This is a genomic window from Paenibacillus hunanensis, from assembly GCF_014645615.1.
In the GTDB taxonomy this organism is placed as follows: domain Bacteria; phylum Bacillota; class Bacilli; order Paenibacillales; family Paenibacillaceae; genus Saccharibacillus; species Saccharibacillus hunanensis.
This window is the reverse complement of record NZ_BMMB01000006.1, coordinates 339,546-357,812: the sequence shown is the minus strand read 5'-3', so window position 1 is coordinate 357,812 and position 18,267 is coordinate 339,546. Positions and strand designations below refer to the sequence as shown.

The following is an 18,267-nucleotide window of genomic DNA, read 5'->3' as shown; positions in this document are numbered from 1 at the left end:
CTCAGTGCTCGCACATAATAAAATGCCCCCTGCCATGTAGACAGGGGGCATCTTGTATACGATTCAGCTCGTATAACGAACTGAAATCCATTCCATTCTATTCGAGGAAATCTTTCAGACGTTTGCTACGGCTTGGATGGCGCAGCTTGCGCAGAGCTTTGGCTTCGATCTGACGAATACGCTCGCGGGTAACGCCGAACACTTTACCTACTTCTTCGAGTGTACGCGTACGACCATCATCCAAGCCGAAACGCAAACGCAGTACGTTTTCTTCGCGCTCTGTCAGCGTATCGAGTACATCTTCCAGTTGCTCCTTGAGCAGCTCGTAAGCTGCTGCATCAGCAGGTGCCAATGCATCCTGATCTTCGATGAAGTCGCCCAGGTGAGAATCGTCTTCTTCACCGATTGGTGTTTCCAGCGATACGGGCTCCTGTGCGATTTTCATGATTTCGCGTACTTTTTCAACGCTCAGTTCCATTTCTGCTGCAATTTCCTCTGGTGACGGCTCGCGTCCCAGCTCTTGCAGAAGCTGACGGGATACACGGATCAGCTTGTTGATCGTTTCAACCATATGAACCGGGATACGGATCGTTCTTGCCTGGTCGGCAATCGCACGGGTGATCGCTTGACGAATCCACCATGTTGCATACGTACTGAACTTGTATCCTTTCGTATGGTCAAACTTCTCAACCGCCTTGATCAGACCCATATTACCTTCCTGAATCAGATCCAGGAATAGCATACCACGACCGACATAGCGCTTCGCGATACTAACTACGAGACGCAGGTTGGCTTCTGCCAGACGGCGTTTTGCTTCCTCATCACCTTGCTCGATCCGTTTAGCCAGCTCTACCTCGCTGTCAGCAGACAGCAGCGGAACACGACCGATTTCTTTCAGGTACATACGTACCGGGTCATTGATTTTGATACCTGGCGGCAATGCCAGATCATCGTCAAAGCTAAACTCGTTATCGCCGTTTTCGTTATCACTGTCGGAATCACGACGAACTTCTTCGTCACCCTCATTGATTACTTCAACGCCGTTATCACCCAACTGCTCGTAAAATTCATCAATTTGCTCGGCATCCTGGTCAAATGCAGCCAGTCTCTCCGTAATATCTTTGTAGTTCAAGGAGCCTCTCTTCTTGCCCACTTCCATGAGCTGCTCCTTAACCTGTTCCAATGTTAATTCGGTTTCCAATTCAGTATGCTGATCGTTCGCCATCTTTCGACTCCCTCCTCCCTGCAACTAGCCGTACCGAACGACTATCCACGTTCCAGGGCGATAATCTCACTTGCAATTTGAGCAGCACGCAGGAAATCACCGGATTTCTCTGCACGCAGCATCTCTTCTCTTTTTTGCTCGATCTGCTTCTGCTTGGGGAACTTCTTGATCTCACGAATGTAATCATCCATTCCCCGAAGACTTGTATCGAGCGGCTCATCCATCATCGAGATGGACGTTGCCGTTTTTTCCAACCGATCGTCTTGAAGCGAGGCGATAAGCCGACTAATATCGGGCGGCTTGCCCTGCGCATAATAAGAATAAATATACGCTGCCAGCGCCGCATGCTCTGGAATATTGAATCCGTCACCCAGCTGGTCACTCACATAGGTTGCAGCCTCTCCATCCTGAAGCATGATGGAGAGCAAACGCCGCTCTGCTACATGATAAGCAGGCAGCAGTGTTGGCGCTCCAGTCTGCTTGCGCGAGCCGCCTCGGAACGGTTTGCCTGACGCATCAGCCCCATTACTGCGGTTACTGTTATTGCTCTGACTCTGTGCCTGCTTACGGCTATACGTTTGACGAGCCAGATTGCAGTCCTGCTTGAGGCTTTCCAGGGATACACCAACCTCGGTGGATAACTCCTTGAGGTAAACTTCTCTTTCGGTCGGTGAACCAAGCTGGGCGATAATCCCGATTGCTTCCTGGGCGTAGGCAGCTTTGCCATCCTCTTCAAGCAGATTATGGTGTTTCTTAACATTGATCAGTCTGAACTTGGTAGTAGATACAGCTCCATGAATGATCTGGTCTACAAAACGTTCCTTGCTGTAGGTTTTGATGTACTCATCTGGATCCAGTCCATTTTGTAACACCGACACCTTTACATGCAGACCCGCTCCCTCCAGAATCGGGATACTTTTCAATGCAGCTGCCTGACCGGCATTATCGCCATCATAACAAACAACGACTTCCTCGGTCAGCGTACGAATGAGCGCAGCATGATTTTCAGTCAATGCGGTTCCCATCGTCGCCACAGTATGTTGTACCCCTGCATCCCATGCGGCAATCACATCACCAAAGCCTTCCATGAGTACAACCTGCCCTTGCTTGCGAATCGCTCCCTTAGCAAGATTCAAATTGTACAGTGTGCGGCTCTTGTTGAACAGACGACTTTCAGGTGAATTCAAATATTTGGGCTGACCGTCTCCAAGTATTCTTCCTGCAAAGGCAATAACCCTGCCACTGCGGTTCATAATTGGAAACATCACTCGCCCGCGAAAACGATCCACATAGCCGGAGCCATTTTGACGCGATGATAACAGTCCACCCTTTTCCATCTCCTGTAGATCAAAGGAACGTTTTTCAAAAAACTGCACTAACGTGTCCCAACGATCCGGTGCATAGCCAATCTGAAATTGATCAATCAGCTTGTCACCAAACCCGCGGTTACGTAGATAATCCATTGCAGCTTTGCCATGCTCCGTATTTTTCAGCAGATAATGGAATAGCTTAGCAGCCCATTCATGCGCCTGGAGCAATCGCTCCAGCTCCTTATTTTGCGGAGAGACTGCGGTTCCTTTATTATCATGAAAAGGAACATGCGATTCTTCCGCCATCAATCTGACCGCTTCTGGAAAGGACAGACCCTCAATTTCCATGCGGAATTTGATTGCATTGCCTCCAGCGCCACATCCGTAACAGTAAAAAATCTGGCGTTCAGGTGTTACTGTAAACGAAGGCGTCTTTTCAGAATGAAACGGGCAGAGACCCTTCATATACTTTCCTTGTTTGGTCAGATGAACATACTTGCTTACCGTATCGACAATGTCATTATGCTGTAATACAGCTTCAATGACTTCCTCAGGAATACCACCGCTATGTCCGGTGTTCATCGTTACCACCTTCATCTCTTTTCGCACGATACATAATATTCGCTAGTCAGAACGAAATTCCTGCCTATTTGTTAAAAGTTTTGCTAGCTCTGTTTGGAAATTTTTTCGATCCTCATGAGTAAGCGGACGTGGACCCTTGCCATATTTGCCCTGACGACGTGCCTTTGCCTGCGCATGACGCCGGGCTAACAAAAATTCGATATTATCCGCATGAAACTCCATACCGCGAAAGGACAACACAAGGCAACGCCTTGCCAGCGCAATCGTAGCCAGTCCGTAATCCTGTGTGATCACAATATCGCCAGGCTGGATATGATTCACAATATAAAGATCTGCGCTCTGGTCGCCACGATCAACCTGTATAACGCGTACACCTTCCTCCGCTTGAATACGATGGTCAAACGAGGATACGATCAATACAGGCACCTCAAATGCGCGCGCCGTTTCGGCGATTTCCGCTTTGACGGGACAGGCATCGCCGTCAACAACGATCGTGGGACGATCCTTTATTTCAGATGGCAAATGACCTCTCCTTTCCATATACCATGATAGACGACTTCATCTCTTAACCACGAGCTGACATGATCGGTCACGGAGCATACGTTCGTTCACAAAGCGGAAAATACGGAACGACCGTGTAAAATAGTCGTTCCGTATCCAAGTATGAGTGAGTATGAAATGCATGCTGCTAGAAGCAAGCTACCGCAGTCAGGTTCGCCAGCTGGCAAGCATGACCGCATGCTTCATTAGGCTATGCACTTCTAAATTCAATTGGTGCAACAGGCGCTTATGCTCCTGTATTGTCTATTTAACCAGCTTTGAAAAATCTGCAAACCGCTTCACGTCGCGATCGATCGCCGCGAGCAAAGCAAGACGGTTCTCACGTACAGCCTCATCATCGACCATAACCATAATATGATCAAAGAACGCCGTGATCGCCGGACGAAGTGTTGCCAGTAGTGCCAGTGCTTCACCTGTCTTGTTATGATCCATTAAGCTATTGTAATTGCTAGTGACGGATTCCCATGCTGCATACAGATCGCGTTCGCCTGCTTCACTAAAGAGCGCAGCGTCCACGGTATGTCCTGCAGACTTCGCCGCCAGATTTGATACGCGTTCAAATGACTCGATAGTCAGCTTGAAGTCAGGGACTTCTTGTACAGCCTTCATCAGGTCATTACCGCGCGCTACAACGGAACCAATATGGCTAAAGCCTGCCGAAATGACAGCGTCAACCACGTCATAGCGGAGTGTCTCGGACAGCAGCTTTTTCACACGCAGACCGAAGAACTCATTTAAATCTATACGTATTATATCGGAAGAACGTTTCATATTCCTTAAATTTTCATGAATATTCAAGGTAATGTCAAAGATTTGCTCCAATGTCAGCGGAAGCTCGCGCTCCAGCAGAATCTGTACGATACCTGCTGCCTGACGACGCAATGCATACGGGTCTTGCGAGCCAGTAGGAATAATTCCGATCGAGAAGCAGGCTACGATCGTATCGATCTTCTCAGCGATGCTAATGATCGAGCCTGTCAGCGATGCAGGTGCGCTATCGCCGGAGAACCGAGGCTGATAATGCTCGAAAATAGCACGTGCCACTTCTTCGCTCTCGCCAGCCTTACGTGCATAATCCTCACCCATCACACCTTGCAATTCAGGGAACTCGTACACCATCTGTGTAACCAGATCGAACTTGGCAATATCAGCCGTACGGCTAATCGTTGCGGCTTGCTCTGGAGATACCTGTAGTGCAGCACCCAGCTGATCAGCAATCTGACGTACACGGCGAACCTTCTCACCCAGCGTACCAATTTCCTCATGGAAAACGATATTATCCAGCTTCGCTACAGCGTCTGCAATTTTCAGCTTCTGATCTTCTTCGTAGAAGAACTTCGCATCGGACAGACGTGCGCGTAATACTTTTTCGTTACCTTTTGCAATCACGTCAAGTGCGCGGTCATTACCGTTACGTACCGTTACGAAAAATGGAAGCAATTGCCCTTCGCTATCCAGCACCGGGAAATAGCGCTGATGCTCACGCATCGATGTGATCAGTACATCCTGTGGAATGTTCAGGAACGCTGGATCAAACGTACCGTACAGTACCGTCGGTGTCTCAACGAGGAACAATACTTCCTCCAGCAGATCATCCTTCACATCGATATGCCAGTTTTTCTGGGCTGCCAGATGAGCGATTTGCGCGCTGATCATCGCCTGCCGCTCTTCTACGTCTGCGATAACATGCTGCTCGCGCAGGGCTTCCATATACAGCGTTGGCTCAGCGATCTCAGTGTCCGTACCGAGGAAGCGATGTCCACGCGTTGTGCGGCCTGTTTTCACACCAGTAATTTCGAAGTCAATCACTTCATGTCCCCACAGTGCGACCATCCAGCGGATTGGACGTACAAAGCGGAAATCATGATCGCCCCAGCGCATGTTTTTCGGGAATGTCAAGGACGTGATGATCTGGTGCAGCGCATCCGCAACAATACTGTCGGTGCTTGCACCGATGCTGCTCTTTTGTGCATAAATGTATTCAACGCCGCCCACTTCGCGGAACGTGAAGTCAGCAGGGTCCACACCCTGACTGCGTGCAAAGCCCAGTGCAGCCTTGCTCCAGTTGCCTGTTTCGTCCTGTGCAATTTTGCGGGAAGGGCCTTTTACTTCTTCGTTGATGTCTTCTTGCTTTTCGGCTACATCTTTTACCCATACTGCCAATCGGCGTGGAGTGGCAAATACTTTGGCATCGCCATGTGCCAGACGTGAATCATCCAGCCATTTTACCGTTTTATCGAGCAGCTGGTTCATTGCTGCGCGCAAAAAGCGAGCAGGCACTTCTTCCAGACCAATTTCAAGCAATAGATCCTTTGCCATGATTATACCTCTCCCTTCTTGAGCATCGGGAAGCCAAGCTTCTCGCGGCTTTCCAGATATGTCGTAGCAATCTGACGCGCCAGATTACGGACACGTGTGATATAGCCTGTACGCTCGGTGACACTGATCGCGCCGCGTGCATCCAGCAGGTTGAAGGTATGCGAGCATTTCAGTACATAGTCATATGCTGGGAATACGAGATTTAATTCCATCGCACGCTTAGCTTCCTGCTCATAGGTGCTAAACAGGCCTAGCAGCATGGACACATCGGATACTTCAAAGGTATACGTGGAATGCTCGAACTCTGGCTGATGGAATACATCACCATAAGCTATGCCTTCTACCCATTCCAGATCGAATACATTTTCCTTCTCCTGAATGTAAGAAGCTAAACGCTCCATACCGTACGTAATCTCAACGGATACCGGACTTGTTTCGATTCCGCCGACTTGCTGGAAATACGTAAACTGCGTAATTTCCATACCGTCCAGCCATACTTCCCAGCCCAGACCGGCACAGCCGAGTGTCGGGTTCTCCCAGTTATCCTCAACAAAACGGATATCGTGATCCAGCGGTTCGATGCCAAGCGCACGCAGACTTTCCAAATACACCTCTTGGATATTATCTGGAGACGGCTTGATAATCACCTGAAACTGATGATGCTGGTACAGACGGTTAGGGTTCTCGCCATAACGACCATCAGAAGGACGGCGGGAAGGCTCTACATAAGCTACACGCCATGGCTCAGGGCCAATAGAGCGCAGGAAGGTCATCGGGTTCATTGTACCTGCACCCTTTTCAGTGTCATACGGCTGCACAATAATACAGTTGTGCGCAGCCCAGAAGTTTTGCAGCGTCAAAATCATTTGCTGGAAATTCATCGACATTACTCCTTTTCCATTATCTTCGTTATAGGTGCCGGGTTGGCAAATGTGACGCTGAAACGGCATCTTTATCTGCAACGCACGCAAAAAACTCCCGTTCCTACGCCTGGTCACAGACATAGGGACGAGAGGTTCATTTCCCGCGGTTCCACCCTACTTGAAGACATGCTGGGCATGTCATCCACTTTTCCGTATTCAGCTCATATGCTCGCGGATGCCATTCGGCTATCGGTCGTCATCAGGCTCCCACGATCCCTGATTCGCTTGGGACGAATATCGTTAGCTTACTTTTCCGGTCAATGCATCATGTGTGGCACCATTAGCGCCACAATATAGAATTGATCATACCGGAATTGACATCGTTCGTCAATACGGCGGCTGGATGATAGCAGTCTATTGCGCTAACTTGTGTTGGGATGCAGACACCACTTCGTTAAGGAATAAGGGGACGGACTCAGTGGAGGTGCGGGAATCTACTAGATTAGATTGTTAATGTAGATTCCCGCACCTCCAAAATCGTCCTTTCCCCTTATTTCCTTCCCTTCGTTCTGTGCTTCTCGCATCATATAAGTTGCGTATAGAACCTCAGAACCTCAGAACCTCAGAACCTCAGAACCTCAGAACCTCAGAACCTCAGAACCTCAGAACCTCAGAACCTCAGAACCTCAGAACCTCAGAACCTCAGAACCTCAGAACCTCAGACAAAATTATGGGGCGTTATTGAAAAATTTCAGCATTATTTATAGCATCATATGCCTGTATAGGGAAAAATGCGAAGAGACAGGTTCCTTTTTTCTTTAGGCAAATCGCTATCTGAATATCAGTACCTTGATTGGAATTCATTTCGACCTTTAATTCGCTTCAACTACTGAATTATGGACGTGCCAGTACATGGACAAAGTTAATCTTTAACCTGGTCTAGGTACTACATCTCGTTACTGCTATTACATACTAGTCTCATTACGATCACTATGAATTATATGACTACGAATCATATAACTACAATCAACTACCTTCGACTGATTACATCTCGAACTTCTCTAATTGTTCCAAAAAGCGTCGGGATTTTAACTTTAAGCCAAGTTGTACTTCCATGAAAGCACTCATAATCTGCTTGATCTCGGCTCTTGTTTCCTCGCGTACGTCGATATTGCCGAGGCGGCGAATGTCGAGTCTGGCAAATAATCGCAGTAGGCGCAGTACGCCTGGAGAAAGTGCGATTGCTGCGGGGTCCTGGCGGCGTTCGCGTTTGGATAGGATGCCGCCCAGACGCACGCTAAGCCAGAAATCGCCTTCGGTCTCGTCAGAGAACATGCACGCATCGACCTGCGGGCCGTAGCCTGCGGCTTGTAGCACTTTCATTTCGAACAGAGCGGTGAGGATGACGGGGTCTCGTCCTTCGCTTAGAAAAGATAAATAGGCTTTGAGCTGATCAAACCAGAAGTGTCCGGTTTCGTTATCAAGTAACGCTTTATCGACTAGCTCGCAACCATAGGCGCCATAAGCGGCAAGGATAATGTCCTCACGTAGCTTGTGGTTGGATTCGATCACTTCGCCCTGATTAAGCGTGCCCATGTTTGTGCCGCTACGTAAAAAGTTGAATTCGCCATACGTAAAAGGCTGTACCAGCGCAGCATGCCGACTTTTAGCTTTTCTCGCTCCACGAACAAACACGGCAATCTTGCCGTGCGTCTCCGTGCATAGTGTAATGATTTTATTGCCTTCACCATAATCCATGCTGCGGATTACGATTCCTTGCACTCGGTATAGCACACGCTAGCCTCCGATCTCGTTGATCGCTATCGTATGTCGTTCACGCCATCGTGTGAGATCGATTCGTTCTAAAATGAGATGGCTTGCCGTATACGTGAGCGATTGTCTTATTGTTGAAAAAAATGATGCTGGCTTATCTTCGGTACAGATGAACGAGGTACCAATTAAGCGAAAGAAACAGGGCATTTCAATCACATGCCCTGTTTCCCTTCCATCGCATAACATGAACAGCTACTGGCTCTTCCGGTAGCTTCTATAAGAAAAGAAGCTTTTTGTTATGGCAATTTGTTCAATTGTACGTGGTGCGATAATATCGCAGATCCAGTCTGTTTATCACTTTTGACTGTATTTATCCGCTTGTCGTTCTTTATACTATCTGTTCGTTCTTCCTTGCTTACGCGTCCTTATGGAAGCCGAGGTCTTTCAACACACGATCCTGGTTACGCCAATCCTTTTTCACCTTCACCCATAGCTCCAAAAATGTTTTGGAACCGAGCAGGTTCTGGATATCCATCCGTGCACGCTTGCCGACTTCCTTCAGCAGGGCACCCTGTTTACCGATAATGATCCCTTTCTGGGAATCACGCTCTACGAAAATGACAGCTGAGATATTCACAACTCCATTTTCCTGCGTGTACATATCTTCGATCGTAACGGCGATGGAGTGTGGAATCTCCTCACGTGTCATTTGCAAAATTTTCTCACGAATCAGCTCTGCACAAACGAATTGCTCTGGATGGTCAGTTACCTGATCGTCTGGATAGTATTGTGGACCTGCTGGCAAATATTTACCGAGCTGCTCCAGCAAGGTATTGACGTTATTACCCAGCTTAGCCGAGATTGGGACGATCTCCGCAAACTCGTGCAGGGAACGATACTTATCGATCAGCGGCAGCAAATCTTCCGGCTTCACCTGATCAATTTTGTTCAATACGAGGAATACTGGTGTTTTGACTTTTTTCAAATGCTCGATAATAAAACGGTCACCGCCGCCCAGACCTTCGGCTGCATCCACCAGGAACAGCGCTGCTTCCACTTCATTCAACGTGTTCAATGCCGTCTGGTTCATGTAATCGCCCAGCTTGGATTGACGCTTATGCACGCCTGGTGTATCAAGGAATACGATTTGCATGTCGTCTGTCGTATAGACGCCATGAATTTTGTTGCGTGTTGTTTGTGGTTTATCGGACATGATCGCGATCTTTTGTCCGATCACCTGGTTCATTAGCGTTGACTTGCCTACATTCGGACGGCCGACAATCGCGACAAAACCGGATTTAAAAGATTTTTTTGACATAGTACACTCCGTTCATCGGTATCTGCTATTGCGATAGAGATACCTGTATTAGTATATCGTTCAACCAAAACGATCAAGAAGGTTCGCTTAAATTCCACGGTCCAAATGCGTGTGGAAGCAGCTCAGCAATAGTCGTCATGCGTGTATCGCCTTTCATATTGGCGAGCAATACCGGCATATCTGGCGTGCACAGCTCTACCATAACCTGACGGCATACACCGCACGGTGCAATCGGCTCATCGGTATCCCCTACAACCGCTAGCATACGGAAGGAGCCAGGACGATGCCCCTGTGCGATTGCGCTGAATAACGCCGTACGTTCTGCACAGTTACTTGGAGAATAGCCTGCATTTTCAATATTACATCCGTGATGCACGTTGCCATCCTCATCCAGCAGCGCAGCTCCAACGGAAAAATGGGAATAAGGTACATATGCTTTTGCACGGGCAATAATCGCCTCTTGCAGCAATTGGGATGATTCCATGTTGTTCCTCCAGTACACAATCGAATAGGTGCATGAAGGCGTTCGCTTGATCAGCCGGACGCCAAAAGGGTTTACTTCTATTTTACATCATTTGAGGGGATTCGGACAGGGTTTACGGGAGATTTCGAATTTGAAGAGTTTATGGAGATGCTTTCTGTAAGAGATAATCATTCCAAGAAGGCATAAGGAGGTAAGCACATCATTATTTCAGCTTATAAAAGCCCCTTGCCTGAGTTTAGTATATACTTCCTTAAATGCTTATTCGTTAACCCAAGAGGGTTTCTAATGAGCATTTTAAGAAGTGTACTATAGACTAAGGCAAGGGGCTTTATAGATGGCACGCGTTGAAGTCGTATTTCATCTATTCGCATACTGTATATCGTAGAATCAATCGCTTATCGATACGCATGGTACCGGTAACTTGCAAGCTGCATAGCAGTTGTCAGCTGCTAGCTACTAACCGAACAGTGTCGCTAGCCATTGCAGGACGGGCTGCCAGAATATGATGATTCCAATGACTGCGGCTGTTAACGATGCGATCAAGACTGCTCCGGCGGCGGCGTCTTTTGCTTTTTTGGCAAATGGATGCCAGTCGGGAGAGACGAGATCGACGGCAGCCTCTACGGCGGTGTTCATCAGCTCCGCACCAAGTACCATGCCGATCGCAAGCGTTAACAGCAGCCAATCAAGCACGCTTACATGGAAAAACCATGCGGCGGCAATGATGGCAAATGTCGCTAGCACATGAACGCGAAAGTTGCGCTCGGTACGGAAGGTTGCAATCACACCTTCAGTTGCGGAATAAAATACGGCTCTCCACGTCCTCTTTTTCATTAGCGAGTCAATCCGATCTGCTGCAATACCTGCTCCTGCTTGCCCATCATTTCTGCTTCGCTCTCCTCGTCCTGATGGTCATAGCCGAGTAAATGCAAGAAGCCATGCACAAACAGAAAGCCCAGCTCACGCTCAACCGAATGTCCGTAATCCTCACTCTGTACAATGGCGCGCGGAATGGAAATGATAATATCACCCAGCATTGTTTCGGGCTCGCCTTCTGCCTCTGGAACGCCTTCTCCATAATGAATCAGCGGCTCATCATCCAGCGATTCATTCATCGCAAAGGACAGCACATCGGTAGGACGGTCGATATTACGATATTCCAGATTCAGCTCATGGATCGCCTCATCGTCTACAAAAGTCAGCGCAACTTCACCTTCGGTTACGCCTTCCTGCTTACCGGCTTCCTGCAAAATCTGCTCCAGCAGACCGATTAGCTTATCTGTAATTTCATATTCTGTTTGCTCATTTTCCCATGCGAGCTGTAAACTCATGCCTTGTTCTCCTTTACATCCGGCTTCTTCACATCTTCCGGATACTCGATACGTGAATGGAAAATCCCCATAACCGCTTCTTTCAGCGTTTGAGCAATCACATCCAGCTCCTTCATCGTCAGATCACAGTCATTGAACTGATGATCATCCAGACGACCCTTGATAATCTTCTCGATCATCGTTTCGACCTGCTCCACGGTTGGCTGCTTGAGCGAGCGTACAGCCGCTTCAACGCTATCTGCAATACCGACAACAGCCGCTTCCTTCGTCTGCGCCTTCGGCCCGGCATAACGGAAATCCTCTTCGGTGAAGTCTGGCTCTACGCCCTGCTCCTCTGCCTGCTTGAGCGCCTTTTGATAAAAGAAGTACAGGAATGTTGTACCGTGATGCTGCTCAGCGATATCTCGAATCGGCTTCGGTAGCTTATATTCCTTTTGCATTTCCACGCCATCGCGCGCATGGGCAATGATGATCGATTTACTCAGCTTCGGATCGATGCTGTCATGTGGATTTTCCATATGGTTTTGATTTTCAATAAAATAGCCTGGTCGCTTGGTCTTCCCGATATCATGATAATATGAACCGACTCGACACAGCAATCCATTCGCACCAATCGCCTCCGCCGCAGCCTCGGACAAGTTACCCACCATCACGCTATGATGATACGTACCTGGCGTTTCGATCAGTAGCTTGCGCAGTAATGGATGGTTCGGATTGGACAGCTCGATCAGCTTCAGTGCCGACAAAATACCAAAGGTCGTCTCGAAAAATGGCATCAGCCCGAGCACAAGCACCGTTGTTAGCAAGCCACCTACAAAGGTAAAGCCCAGTGCATACAGTACCGTCATACGCGTCCATTCATTATCATGCAGCAGCACCAGCGTCAGCACGCAAATCGCGCCAAACAGACATGTCATAATGCCCGCCTTCAAAATGGTCGAGCGCTGACTTGCACGATGAATCGAATGAATCGCTGCAAACGATACAACCAGCGTAAACAACCCAAACTGATAGTCAAACATTTCGCCCTGACGCATATTCAAAATCACGCTTGCCAGCACGCTCAAAATGATCGAGCATACATAGGCGAGATGAATATCCAGCAATAGCGTAATCAGCATCGCACCGAGCGCTGCTGGTACAAGATAGCCAAAATAAGGCGAATTGCCAATTTGCAAAATACGTACCAGATGAAAAGCCAGCACAGTAATCACAAAGATCAAAATCAGCATAAGGAGCTGGGCATTATTATATTGCATACCGCGCTGAGCCGATTGACGAATAAACAAATACACGCCCAGTGTAAGCAGAAACGACAGCATGAATAAGCCAAGTTGTGGCCAGTAATTCACTTCATTTTTAAGCAAATTATTCTCATCCAGCAGGGTATACATATCCTGCGTAATGACCTGACCGGCTGGCACGATCACTTCACCCTGCTGCACATAGACAACAGGTGTATTTTCACGCGCTTCAACCTTTGCCGCCTTGGTCGCTTCTTCATCATAGAACTTATTCGCTGTGAGTACGCCACGAATGAGCTCCTGCGCCACCTCGCGTGCGGTACGGCTTTCTAGCGAGCTTGTATTTACCAATTCGGCTACACGCGCTCGTGCGGATTGGGCATCGGCAATCTGATCACTCATCAGACGCGATACAATCGATGTCGCCACCTGACTGATCTGCTGTACATCTGCATTAGACAGACGTGGGATTTTCAGAAAGGTTTCTTCCGGTATACTATACGTCTGATTGGAAATCGTACGCTGCATTTCATCCAGTAGCTGCGAGGAGTAATTGTCACTCTCACGCTGGTTACGTATAAAATTAGCAACCGAATTACGAATCCGATCAGGAATTTCCTGGCTGTAAATTTGCGCTTTGTCCGCGCTCGATATCTGGTCATCCTGATTCAGTGACTCGATTCGCTCCAGCATCTGGGCAATCACGGTATCCCGGTGCATGGAAACGATCTTATACACCGCTTCAACACGCTCTGCCGCTTCCTCCTGTGCTTGCAAGGTCGCCTTATTGTTCGGAAGCTGCGTCGGAGCGATAATGTCCTTGTCGGTTGCTGCACCGACATGAATATCGAAGCGCTGTGGCAACAAATTAGGCGCTAAGCTGGCATAGAAAATAACCAGCAATAGCGCAAATAGGATATATTTTGTTCCGCGGCCAGTTTTCCATCCTGCCAGCCTGGAATAGAATGAATTGATCTTGGACGGTTCCTTGGATGTCATACTTACAGTCCTCTCACTTCTGAATATTCAAAATGTGCGGTTGCTGCCTTTCCACTGACCATCTGCTATTCCAGATTCTCCGATGCTTTGTCATAAGCAACGATAATTTTTTGTACCAGTGAATGCCGCACAACGTCCTGCTCGGCAAAGGTAACAAAACCGATCTCCGCAATTCCGTCCAGCACCAGTCTCGCTTCAACCAGCCCGGATTTTTTGCCGCGTGGTAGGTCAATTTGAGTCACGTCACCCGTGATGACCATTTTGGAACCAAAGCCAAGACGCGTTAGAAACATCTTCATTTGCTCAGGCGTTGTGTTTTGCGCCTCATCCAAAATAATAAATGAATCATCAAGTGTGCGTCCGCGCATATACGCAAGCGGTGCAATCTCGATCAAACCGCGTTCTAATGCCTTCACGGTCTGCTCCTGCCCCATGACGTCATAGAGCGCATCATACAATGGGCGCAGATAAGGGTCTACCTTTTCCTGCAAGTCCCCTGGCAGGAAGCCCAGACTTTCACCCGCTTCAACAGCCGGACGCGTCAGGATAATACGCTTCACTTTGCCTTCCTTGAGCGCCGCTACTGCAAGCACAACCGCCAGATACGTTTTACCTGTACCGGCAGGGCCAATACCGAACACGATATCGCGCTTCTGGATCGTGGACACATAATACTTCTGTCCAATCGTCTTCACGCGAATCGGCTTACCACGAAACGTCTGGGTGATTTCTCCTTTATATAAGTCAAGCAGTTGATCCGCTCTCATATCCTTGGCTAGCTCAATTGCATATAAAATATCCCGTTCGGTCAGTACATAGCCTTTGCGAACCAGCTCAAGCAGCACCTCGAACAGCTGCTGCATCTGGTCTACGACCGCAGCGGGACCCTGAATGGCAATTTCGGCTTCACGACTGCCGATTTTCGCCTCGGTCTCACGTTCAATAATTTTTAGAAACTGATCCTGTGGACCGAACAGGGCCAGTCCTTCTTCCACGTTTTGCAAGGGAATTCTGATGCTTTGCGTTTGCTCTGACAAATAGCCTCAATCTCCTCAGTTGTAGAATAATAGTCGTCGTACCTTCTCATAAACTTTACCATTGTATCGAAGCTCATGCAAAATTTTTTGGCTAATGGATAAAGAAACCGGTCCTTTGCAAGACCGGCTTCAAATCCACACTATATCTATACCCAGCTTAGGGTATATCGCTTAACATTCTTTTATGTTTCTGTAGACTGCCCCTCGCGGCTCGTCTTACGTCCAAAGCTGCCCGCATGGCGAGAACGCGGCGGACTTAAAATCTCTGCCCACAACACACCCTGTGCTGCCTGAGCAGGGTCAAGACGAAGCTCAGTAGAGGAAGAGGTATTGCCCGTAACTTCAATAGATGAAGATGACGGCGTAGGCGACAGATCCATTCGACCCAGACGATCATTCATCCCGCTCGTTAATTGATCCAAACGCTTCTGCATCTCATTACGATACTGATCCGCAGTACGCCCCATTTCGGTCTCCGCAGCAGCGGGCTCCATCCGTGAGCCTTCGGCGCTATCAGACGCTGTATTCGGCCCTTCACTACGATAGGTGCCCTCCTGTGACATCGTATCGCGTGAGCTGCCTTCTTCCGGTCCTCTGCCCATCTGCCCCTGATCAAATTCGCGCTGTGCCTCACGATAACGACGCTGCGCTTCTTCCTCTCGCTCCTGCGTCGTTTGTGTAGAACCCGGAATACGTCTACCTGGTGTATCCGGACCCCCACCAAATGTCGGCATGCCCTGACGAGGATTACGCGACTTATTTTTGCCAGAGCGGCTACTGATCGCTGTAAAAATAGCAAAGGCGATAATGACGATAATGTACAGATTCCTTAATATAAAATCAACCATAGAAACACATCCTTACTTCAGTGGTTGCTGGTCATTCCCACCCTGATTCGGATCATTAGCCTTGCCAAGTGAGCCTCTCATTTGCGTATCGGCTTCAATATTTTTCAGGTTCATATAATCCATTACGCCCATCTGTCCATTACGCAACGCTTCCGCCATCGCCAGCGGTACATCGGATTCGGATTCGACGACACGCGCTCTCATTTCGATGACCTTCGCCTTCATCTCCTGCTCCTGCGCTACTGCCATTGCACGGCGTTCCTCAGCTTTTGCCTGAGCGATACGCTTATCGGCTTCTGCCTGCTCGGTTTGCAGCATCGCACCGATGTTTTTACCTACATCTACGTCCGCGATATCGATCGACAGAATTTCGAAGGCTGTACCGGAATCAAGACCTTTTTGCAATACGGTACGGGAGATCAGATCAGGATTTTCCAACACCTGCTTATGAGAATCACTGGAACCAACCGTTGTAACGATACCTTCACCAACACGGGCAATAATCGTTTCCTCACCCGCACCACCGACGAGTCGATCAATGTTGGCACGAACGGTAACACGCGCTTTAACACGAACCTCGATACCATCCTTCGCTACCGCAGCAACGATCGGAGTTTCGATCACTTTCGGGTTAACACTCATCTGTACCGCCTGCAATACGTCACGACCCGCAAGGTCAATCGCAGCTGCTCGTTCAAATTCAAGCGGAATATTGGCACGCTGTGCCGCGATCAATGCGTTAACAACGCGGTCTACATTACCACCTGCCAGATAGTGACTTTCCAGCTGGTTCAGGTTCAAACCCAGACCGGCTTTGTGTGCTTTAATCTGCGGATTCACGATTCGAGAAGGTGTAACGCGACGCAGACGCATCGCTACGAGCGTAATGATACCGACTCGGACACCAGAAGCGACTGCGGAAATCCACAGTGCTAGCGGGAAGAAGCTGAAAAACACACTCAGAACAATAATTGCGACGACGACGATAAAAATAATACTTACGATAGGTGATGCCATTAGAGAAATCACGCTCCTATTCGATAAAATGGGTCAAACCGCCGGCTTCAGGGCTGTTATCGACCGTTGTAGTTATGTAAGAGTAGCAGATGAATGACGTTCTGTAGCAAAGTCAGTGCATGCTTTGCTCCATCTGCTTCTCTCCGGTACATCGCAGCTAGCTGAAAAGATAGTGCCGGATCGTACGACGGGATCGTATTTGCCTACAAGGCTATACTCTCATCCAAATTCGCTAACGCATTAGCTAACAGGCTTGGTTGTACCTGGGTGTACATTTTCCAGTTGCTCTGGTAATTCATCCACAATAATACGACTGCCATCGATACGAATAATACGAATCGGACGATCGCGTTCGATGTATCCACCCTGTGTGACGACATCGATATGACGTCCTTCTATGATGACCGTACCGGATGGGCGAAGTGGCGTCAGGCTTTTACCTTCCAGACCGAGCAGCTGCTCACGTTGCAGGTTCTCCATATAGCTTTCATCAGAGGTGAGCTGATCGTTCAAAATAAAACGGTTCCATACGCCTCGTTTGCGAAGTGCATAAGCGACAAAGCCTACGAAGATCGCAGCTGTGACAAAAGCGATACCGAGTGACAGAATAGCATCCGACGTATCGTAGGCTGCTCGTATCACCGCGGCAATCAAGCTTGCTGCGCCGAGTACACCCAGTATGCCAAAGCTTGGGATAAATACCTCTAGCACGAGTAGCAACAGACCAACCGCGAACAAAATCCATGTTTCTGAACCGGAATAACCCGCAATGTAGCTACCAAAGAAAAAAAGTCCAAATGCAATAATCCCAATCGCACCCGGTGCGATAACGCCCGGAATGAGAATTTCAATCGCGATCCCTGCAATACCGATAAACAGTAAAATCGTGGATACAATCGGATTCGTCAGAAAAGCAGCGATCTGTGAAGCCAATCCTGGCTCTGCCGCCGCAGCCTGCGCTGCTGCATGTACCGGAGCCGCAGAAAGTACAAACGAAACAATGACCAGCAGCATGGACAGTATCGATGCCCCAAACGACTGACGACGATGACGTCTTAAGCCGTCGATGATCCTATTCATTCGTTTTTGCTCCCTTCTTTTCAGCCATAATGATGCACCCTATGCACTATCTATCCATGCACAACATGACCGTCCCCGTCGAAACGGTATGGCACAGACAGGGCTTGCTTATACTTATTATACGTGGTTAACCCTCGTTACGTTTCACAAAAATGTAATCATTTGCATATTTGTTCACGTTAGCATCCTTCCATTTAAGTTAACCTTCCCAACTGTTTATATCCTAAAACAATGTGTGGAGATTTGGATGTTTCGATGTTTAAGAATGATAAAATA

The 18,267-nt window shown here is 48.4% G+C and carries 15 protein-coding genes; all 15 read right to left on the bottom strand.

From position 1 onward, the window contains the following. Window positions 1-97: 97 nt before the first annotated feature. On the bottom strand, window positions 98-1,225 hold the full coding sequence (rpoD, locus tag IEX62_RS15090; RefSeq protein WP_188776362.1) for an RNA polymerase sigma factor RpoD: 1,128 nt from the start codon (window positions 1,223-1,225) through the stop codon (window positions 98-100). 41 nt (window positions 1,226-1,266) lie between these two features. Next, on the bottom strand, window positions 1,267-3,117 hold the full coding sequence (gene dnaG, locus IEX62_RS15085) for a DNA primase (protein ID WP_188776361.1): 1,851 nt from the start codon (window positions 3,115-3,117) through the stop codon (window positions 1,267-1,269). A gap of 42 nt (window positions 3,118-3,159) precedes the next feature. Continuing rightward, entirely contained in the window at window positions 3,160-3,639 is a 480-nt protein-coding gene (locus tag IEX62_RS15080) for a YaiI/YqxD family protein (protein ID WP_284446255.1), read from the bottom strand. 282 nt (window positions 3,640-3,921) lie between these two features. Next, complete coding sequence (gene glyS / locus IEX62_RS15075; protein ID WP_188776359.1) at window positions 3,922-5,997, bottom strand: glycine--tRNA ligase subunit beta; 2,076 nt, start codon at window positions 5,995-5,997, stop codon at window positions 3,922-3,924. A gap of 2 nt (window positions 5,998-5,999) precedes the next feature. Beyond that, window positions 6,000-6,878, bottom strand: coding sequence for a glycine--tRNA ligase subunit alpha (glyQ, locus tag IEX62_RS15070; protein ID WP_188776358.1), 879 nt, complete (start codon window positions 6,876-6,878; stop codon window positions 6,000-6,002). Window positions 6,879-7,904: 1,026 nt separating this feature from the next. After that, a complete protein-coding gene (recO, locus tag IEX62_RS15065; RefSeq protein WP_188776357.1) occupies window positions 7,905-8,654 on the bottom strand; it encodes a DNA repair protein RecO in 750 nt (249 codons plus the stop codon). 394 nt (window positions 8,655-9,048) lie between these two features. Then, complete coding sequence (era, locus tag IEX62_RS15060; RefSeq protein WP_188776356.1) at window positions 9,049-9,951, bottom strand: GTPase Era; 903 nt, start codon at window positions 9,949-9,951, stop codon at window positions 9,049-9,051. A 73-nt stretch (window positions 9,952-10,024) separates the two neighbouring features. Then, on the bottom strand, window positions 10,025-10,435 hold the full coding sequence (gene cdd / locus IEX62_RS15055) for a cytidine deaminase (RefSeq protein WP_188776355.1): 411 nt from the start codon (window positions 10,433-10,435) through the stop codon (window positions 10,025-10,027). Between the two features lie 456 nt (window positions 10,436-10,891). After that, window positions 10,892-11,269, bottom strand: a complete 378-nt coding sequence (locus IEX62_RS15050) for a diacylglycerol kinase family protein (RefSeq protein WP_188776354.1) — start codon at window positions 11,267-11,269, stop codon at window positions 10,892-10,894. Next, entirely contained in the window at window positions 11,269-11,766 is a 498-nt protein-coding gene (gene ybeY / locus IEX62_RS15045) for an rRNA maturation RNase YbeY (protein WP_188776353.1), read from the bottom strand. Before ybeY ends, IEX62_RS15050 begins: the two co-directional genes overlap by 1 nt. After that, entirely contained in the window at window positions 11,763-14,009 is a 2,247-nt protein-coding gene (locus tag IEX62_RS15040) for an HD family phosphohydrolase (protein WP_188776352.1), read from the bottom strand. The genes ybeY and IEX62_RS15040 overlap by 4 nt, the downstream gene beginning before the upstream one ends. 65 nt (window positions 14,010-14,074) lie before the next feature. Next, complete coding sequence (locus IEX62_RS15035; RefSeq protein ID WP_188776351.1) at window positions 14,075-15,046, bottom strand: PhoH family protein; 972 nt, start codon at window positions 15,044-15,046, stop codon at window positions 14,075-14,077. Between the two features lie 182 nt (window positions 15,047-15,228). Beyond that, window positions 15,229-15,894: a hypothetical protein gene (locus IEX62_RS15030; RefSeq protein WP_188776350.1), complete on the bottom strand. Its 666-nt coding sequence runs from the start codon at window positions 15,892-15,894 to the stop codon at window positions 15,229-15,231. Window positions 15,895-15,906: 12 nt separating this feature from the next. Next, window positions 15,907-16,911, bottom strand: coding sequence for a flotillin-like protein FloA (floA, locus tag IEX62_RS15025; RefSeq protein ID WP_188776349.1), 1,005 nt, complete (start codon window positions 16,909-16,911; stop codon window positions 15,907-15,909). Window positions 16,912-17,151: 240 nt separating this feature from the next. After that, complete coding sequence (locus IEX62_RS15020) at window positions 17,152-17,991, bottom strand: NfeD family protein (protein ID WP_188776348.1); 840 nt, start codon at window positions 17,989-17,991, stop codon at window positions 17,152-17,154. Window positions 17,992-18,267: the final 276 nt, after the last annotated feature.